4 protein-coding genes are annotated in these 6,000 nt (G+C 58.6%); 1 reads left to right on the top strand and 3 read right to left on the bottom strand.

Features of this window, described 5'->3' with window-relative positions; genetic code table 11:
- Positions 1 to 605: 605 nt before the first annotated feature.
- Positions 606 to 2,891, top strand: a complete 2,286-nt coding sequence (locus tag ACFQ00_RS11900) for a TonB-dependent receptor (RefSeq protein ID WP_381490848.1) — start codon at positions 606 to 608, stop codon at positions 2,889 to 2,891.
- Here ACFQ00_RS11900 and ACFQ00_RS11895 read toward each other — a convergent pair.
- The 3 genes from ACFQ00_RS11895 to ACFQ00_RS11885 form a co-directional block, all read right to left on the bottom strand.
- Positions 2,877 to 3,089: a hypothetical protein gene (locus ACFQ00_RS11895; protein ID WP_381490845.1), complete on the bottom strand. Its 213-nt coding sequence runs from the start codon at positions 3,087 to 3,089 to the stop codon at positions 2,877 to 2,879. The two genes, ACFQ00_RS11900 and ACFQ00_RS11895, sit on opposite strands and share 15 nt — an antisense overlap.
- A 177-nt stretch (positions 3,090 to 3,266) precedes the next feature.
- Positions 3,267 to 4,934 carry a long-chain-fatty-acid--CoA ligase gene (locus ACFQ00_RS11890; RefSeq protein ID WP_381490842.1) on the bottom strand — a complete coding sequence of 556 codons (1,668 nt, stop codon included), beginning with the start codon at positions 4,932 to 4,934 and terminating at the stop codon, positions 3,267 to 3,269.
- A gap of 247 nt (positions 4,935 to 5,181) precedes the next feature.
- The gene (locus tag ACFQ00_RS11885) at positions 5,182 to 5,958 is read right to left on the bottom strand and encodes an SDR family NAD(P)-dependent oxidoreductase (protein WP_381490906.1); all 777 of its coding nucleotides are present in this window, start codon (positions 5,956 to 5,958) and stop codon (positions 5,182 to 5,184) included.
- Positions 5,959 to 6,000: the final 42 nt, after the last annotated feature.

The raw sequence follows: 6,000 nt of genomic DNA, 5'->3' as shown, positions 1-6,000 counted from the left end.
TCGCTCCTTCCAAGCGCAAAATAGCCGAAACTCTCACTTTCAAAGCGGACCAGTTTTCAGGGGGAAGGCCAGCCCAAGAACCAGCTCCGTGGGTAGGCGAAGCTGGTGCGGCAATAGGCGCAAGAGTTAGGGTCTAGCTATGAGCAAAGCTCGCGTTGGTCCCTAACAACCGAAGCGCAAAATATCGTAGCGTTACGTCGGAACCTGATCCGCCCCCGCTGAGTGGCCCAGAGATTTATGACAGTCTGGACCACTCAGCGGGGAGGCAGATAGCTACGCTTGAAAGGTAACCACATAGCTTTGATAAAAGCGTGAGCATGTCGCTATCAGGAAACGTCTCGCGCACTAAGCCCTTCCAAAGGTTATCATTCGCCGCGCGAAGTTAATACGGAAAGCGGGCGTCTGAGGCGGATACGCGGCTGCTCTACAGACCTCAGTTAGCTTCAGCCATGTCAGAAGCAGCGCCATTACATAACGACCGCATTATAACTCACATGCAATCGATGATGCTAGTCCGAGACAGGGGCGTCCCCTTATTTTCGCGCGATAACGGGCCCGGAGCCAATCTTCCGGTCACACCGATAACCTAAGGGGGAGGAATGATAATGCATCATCATAAAATCGCTCGTAAATTTCCTATGCCGGGCTCCATCGCGCCGACGCTGATCTGCGCGTTTCTCGTCACCACAGGCCTCACTTCGACTACGGCATTCGCACAAGTCGAAACGGCTGACGACAGCTATGCACAGTTGCAGGAGATTGTGGTCACGGCACAGCGGCGTTCGGAACGCCTGCAAGATATCCCTGTCGCGGTCAGCGCCTTCAACGCGGAAGCTCTTCAGGCTAGCGGCGTCGCCAATCTCGCTGATCTCTCACATGTGGCTCCATCACTGCAGGTTTCCTCCACTGCTGGCGTCTATCTGCCGTTCCTTCGCGGCGTGGGAAACAACAACGGTTCACTGGGCAACGAATCCAGCGTCGCGACTTATATCGACGACGTCTATTACACTCGGCTTGCGACCGCCTATCTGGAGCTTGGAAGCATAGACCGCGTCGAGGTGCTGAATGGTCCGCAAGGAACTCTGTTCGGGCGCAATTCGTCTGGCGGCGCAATCCAGATGTTCAGCAAGGACCCGGGCAGAGATGCCGAAGTTAACGCTACGATCGGCTACGCCAATTTCGACAAAATCAGCGGGCAGTTCTACGCATCCACTCCCCTTACCGACACTCTTGCCTGGAATATCACCGTGGCAGGATCGGATCAGCGCGACGGATGGGGCAAGAGCCTCACCACGGGCGAGGACGCCAACCTTGGTTGGTTCGTGACCCTCCGATCCAAGCTCGTTTGGGAGCCAACTGATCGTACCGGGATCAAGCTCGTTGGCTTCTATGCGAAGTCGCGGAGCGATATCGGGTCGGTTCAGGACTTCTACGAGGGAACGTTCGGCCTCAATGTCGTCGAGGGAACCGTCCTGACGTCATTGAAAAACGACAAGGAAACGTTTTACGACACGCGCCTGGACCATCGCCCGGACTCATCGGAGGAAGGCTATGGTGGCTCGCTCAGGATAGACCAGGACGTGGGCTTCGCTGACATTGTCTCGATCTCGGCGTTCCGCAAATCCGATGGCGTTTATCGCACCGACCTGGACTACAGCGGGCAGCCCTTCTACAGCGCCGATCTCGGTGACCAGGATGACCAGATCACGCAAGAATTTCAGGTAAAGTCCAAGGGTGACTCGAAGATCAACTGGATACTTGGCGCCTATTATCTGCACTGGAAGGCGGGCTACAATCCAGCCGTGGGATATGGCGACCTGTTCAACTTGTTTGTGGCCCCGGGCGCGCAGTTGAACTTTTTCAGTCGGCAGATCGTCAACAGTTATTCCGGTTTTGTGCAGGTCACCGCGCCTCTTGGCGAGAGGACAAACCTGACGGTTGGGGGGCGGTACACGCATGACAGAATCTCGGGCTACGGCGAACAGAATTACGTGATCCCAGGCGTTGGTGAGGTTTCCGCAGCCGCGCCAGGCGTGCCGAACCCTTTCAGTGACAAGACGAAGACAAACGCCTTCACTTATCGTGTAGCGCTCGACCACCGCTTCACCGATGACGTGATGGCATATGCATCCGTCAGCCGCGGCTTCAAGGCGGGCGCCTACAACACGCTTCCTCTTCAGACCGAAGCTGCCGATCCTGAGAAGGTCCAGGCTTATGAAATCGGACTCAAAACCGAGCTGCTGGATCGCCGTATCAGGCTGAATGGTGCGGCGTTCTGGAGCGACATCACCAGTCCGCAGGTGCTTACGACCATAAATACCGGCACGGTTTCGGCTGTTAGCCTCACCAACGCTGAAAAGGCAAGGATCCGGGGCGCGGAAGCTTCGATCGAGGCCATTGTATCCAAAGGGCTCACACTTCGCGGCGCAGCGACGTACCTGGATGCGGAATACACTAGATTCACCAACACCCCGATCTTTTCCGGTGGGCTCACTCCGGGCTCGATCATCACCGGTCCGGTGCTAGGTGATGGCAGTGGCAACCGGATGGCCAACGTTCCGGAGTGGCGGTTCGACCTAGGTGCGAACTACGCGGTGACAACAGATATAGGCGAGTGGGTGGGCGACGTCAGCATGTCCTATACCGGGTCCTATCCGTGGACGGCTGACAATAATCTCGCTGCGAAATCTGTAACGCTCGTAAACGCTTCGCTGACATTCACACCCACTTCGCTCGACTGGCTGACGGTCAGCTTGTGGGGCAAGAACCTCGGAAACGAGCGCTATTATCTCATCGGACAGGAGTCGGCAGGTCCCGCTGGTACTGGTGGATATCCGGCCGCCCCTGCCGCGCCTCGCACTTACGGCGGCTCCTTGTCAGTGAAGTTCTAAGGCGAGCAGCTCAAGCGGAAAACGGGTGCCGGGATCATCTCGGCGCCCCTCTTTTTTTGGTCGAGCTTGCCGGAGCTTTTTTGGGGATGTCGACAATTTTACTTCCGCTTCGGTATGGCGGTTCTGCGGCACGGGATGCAGGTAGCGCTCAGCACGCGCCGGCAGATCGGCCTGTTGAAATTTCCGGTGCGTCAGCAAGCGATGACATCAACACATTTCAGCCTGGCCTGCCCCCGCATACGTGATCGGGTGAAGCCAGCTGCGTGACGGCGTTGAAAGGCTCCAAATAAGCCACGGTCAGTGAGCCGATCCGGCCGATGTGGGAGGTCGTCGCATGCGGGCCAGCCAGCGTAGTTGCCCTGGCAAGTGCTGCAGTCATACGCCCGACTCCGATGATCCCGCCTGTTCTGCAAAAAGCGCTCGCAGTTGCTTCTTGTCGATTTTTCCGACACTTGTTCTGGGAAGATGATCCATGATCCTGAAACGGTCGAGCTTCGCATAGCGCGTGATCTCACCGCTTGCGATAGCGTGTTCCACCGGGCCGTTGATGATCTCCAGGGTAAGGTCAGCGCCAGGCCGGGGCACCACGATAGCCAATGGCCGCTCTCCCCATTTTGGATCTGGCACCGCGATCACCGAAGCCTCTGCAATACCTTCAGCCGTCGCCACGAGCTCTTCGAGCTGGATGGAGTCAACCCATTCTCCCCCAGTCTTGACGACGTCCTTCAACCGATCGCGAATCTGCACACTGCCCAAGGGGTCGATCGTCGCGATATCCTGGGTATGCATCCAGCCGCCGCGCCAGAGAGCTTCCGACGCCTTGGGATCGCCGGCATAAGCAGCGGTCAACCAGGGAGCCCGCAGCACAAGTTCGCCGCGCGTCCGACCGTCATGGGGAAGCGGGTTCATCAATTCGTCGACGATTCGCACCTCGACGAGTGGAACGGAAATGCCTGAGGCCGTGAAGGTGGCCAACATCTCATCCTCGTCGCTGAACGCGACAGATGTGCGCCGGGCGGCCTTCAGAATCGTCGGGCACGTTTCGGACATCCCGTAGCCAGCGGCCGAAAGCATACCGCGCCGGCGGGCCTTCCCGCACAGCGCCTTGGCGAGCGCTGAGCCGCCGGTGGTCATCTTCCACCCCGTCAGGTCCGTTGCGGTCTGTTCGGCGGCTTGCAGAACCATTTCCAGCACGGTCGGAACGCAGTGCGAGTAGGTGATTTTATGGTCGTCACGCAGCTTGCAGATCATCTCCGGCTCGTAGCGCCCGGGATAGACCTGCTTCACCCCCAGCATGGTCGCAATGTAGGGGACCCCCCAGGCATGGACGTGGAACATTGGCGTTAGTGGCATGTAAACGTCTTCAACCCCCAGACTGGGAGAAGCCGTCGATGCGCCATATGGCCCGGCCACAGCAAGTGTGTGAAGTACAAGCTGGCGGTGGGTGAAGTAGACGCCCTTCGGATTACCCGTGGTGCCGGTCGTGTAAAAGGTGGTCGCTACGGCGTTCTCGTCAAAATCCACGAAGGGATAGTCAGCTGGCGCCTCAGCAGAGAGAGCCTCATATTCCCCGCGTGCCCAAGCGGGGAGCGGATCATGGATGCCGTCCATGATCGCGATGACCGCCTTGATGGTAGGGAGAGCGGGGAGCAGCGCCTCGACAATTGGGAAGAAGTCGCGATGGACGAGAAGAATCCCGGCCTCTGCGTGCTGCAAGGTGTAAGCGATCTGAGGTTGGGGCAGCCTGACGTTCACAGTTTGCAGGACGGCGCCCATCATTGGAACAGCGAAATAGGCCTCGAGGTAGCGATGGCTGTCCCAGTCCATGACCGCCACAGTCATGCCCTGCTCGGTCCCTAGCGTCTCCAGCAACGACGCCAGTCGTCCAACCCGGTCCACAAATTCGCGGTAGGTGAAGGCCGCCTGATCGCGATAGACAATCTGCTGATCGCCCGCCTTTGTCAGAACACCATCCAGCAGATGCCGGATGATAAGAGGGGCATGATAGGCCTCGGGGGCGGGGTTGGCAAAGCGCAGGGGCATGGCGATGTTTCCCGGTTGGTTTGTCGGTCAGGCCTCGGCATTGCCGAAGAGCGAGCCTCCATGGGCTGCGCATCGGGCGAGAAGAGGCGAAAGAGAAAAGGCGGCGCCGAGCCCGTCACAATAGCAGTTCAGGGTGTCTACGACCTTTGTCGAGTCCAACCTGTTCAGCCCGGAACATCGGACCACCTGTGTGCCGAGGCCAGTCATAGCCGTTGAGCCAGACCTCATCGATGTCCGAGGCGCATTTTCAGAGCGTGCCCTTGATGGTGGATCCGCCATCGACGACGATAGCTTGCCCGGTCACATAGGCGCCGGCTTTCGATGCCAGGAAGACTGCGGTGCCTGCTATCTCTTCGGGTTCTCCGATGCGTCCGAGCGGGGTCGCCCGTCGTAAGGCTGCTTCAGCCTCCGGGTCTTCCCAAAGCGCGCGCGCGAAATCGGTGCGAATGACCCCAGGCGCGATTGCGTTGATCCGGACATTGTGCGGGCCAAGCTCGGTCGCAAGGTTGCGTACAAGCTGGAAATCGGCCGCTTTCGAGACATTGTAAGCGCCAATGACATCAGAGCCGATCAAACCGCCGATTGAGGAAACCACGATGATCGCGCCTTCCCGTCGTTCAATCATCCCGGGCGCGACCATCCTTATTAGCCAATGATTGGCGAGCACATTATTGTCGAAAATCTTGCGGAACTGCTCGTCGCTGATGCCCGCCATCGGACCATAATAAGGGTTGGAAGCCGCATTGCAGACAAGCAGGTCGATATGTCCGAACCGCTGCCGGGTTTTGGCGATCAATGCCTCCAGAGCGCTCTTGTCGGAAAGGCTTGCCGCGACCGCGATCGCGCGCTCCTCACCATAGCGGGCATTGATGGTGCCGGCCACGGCGTCGCAGGCGGATTGCTTCCGGCTGGAAATGACGACGCGGACGCCAGCCTCCACATAGGCCTCCGCGATCGCTCGACCGATGCCGCGCGACGAGCCTGTCACAACGGCAACCTTGCCGGTCAGATCGAACATTTCCATTTTTTTCCCTTCATTCTGTCGATCCCGTCGATCGCAAGTTGC

The sequence above is a fragment of the Sphingosinicella xenopeptidilytica genome, assembly GCF_042676985.1.
GTDB classification, from domain to species: domain Bacteria; phylum Pseudomonadota; class Alphaproteobacteria; order Sphingomonadales; family Sphingomonadaceae; genus Sphingosinicella; species Sphingosinicella xenopeptidilytica.
The sequence above is the reverse complement of the archived record's forward strand: the minus strand, read 5'-3'. Positions and strand labels throughout refer to the sequence as shown.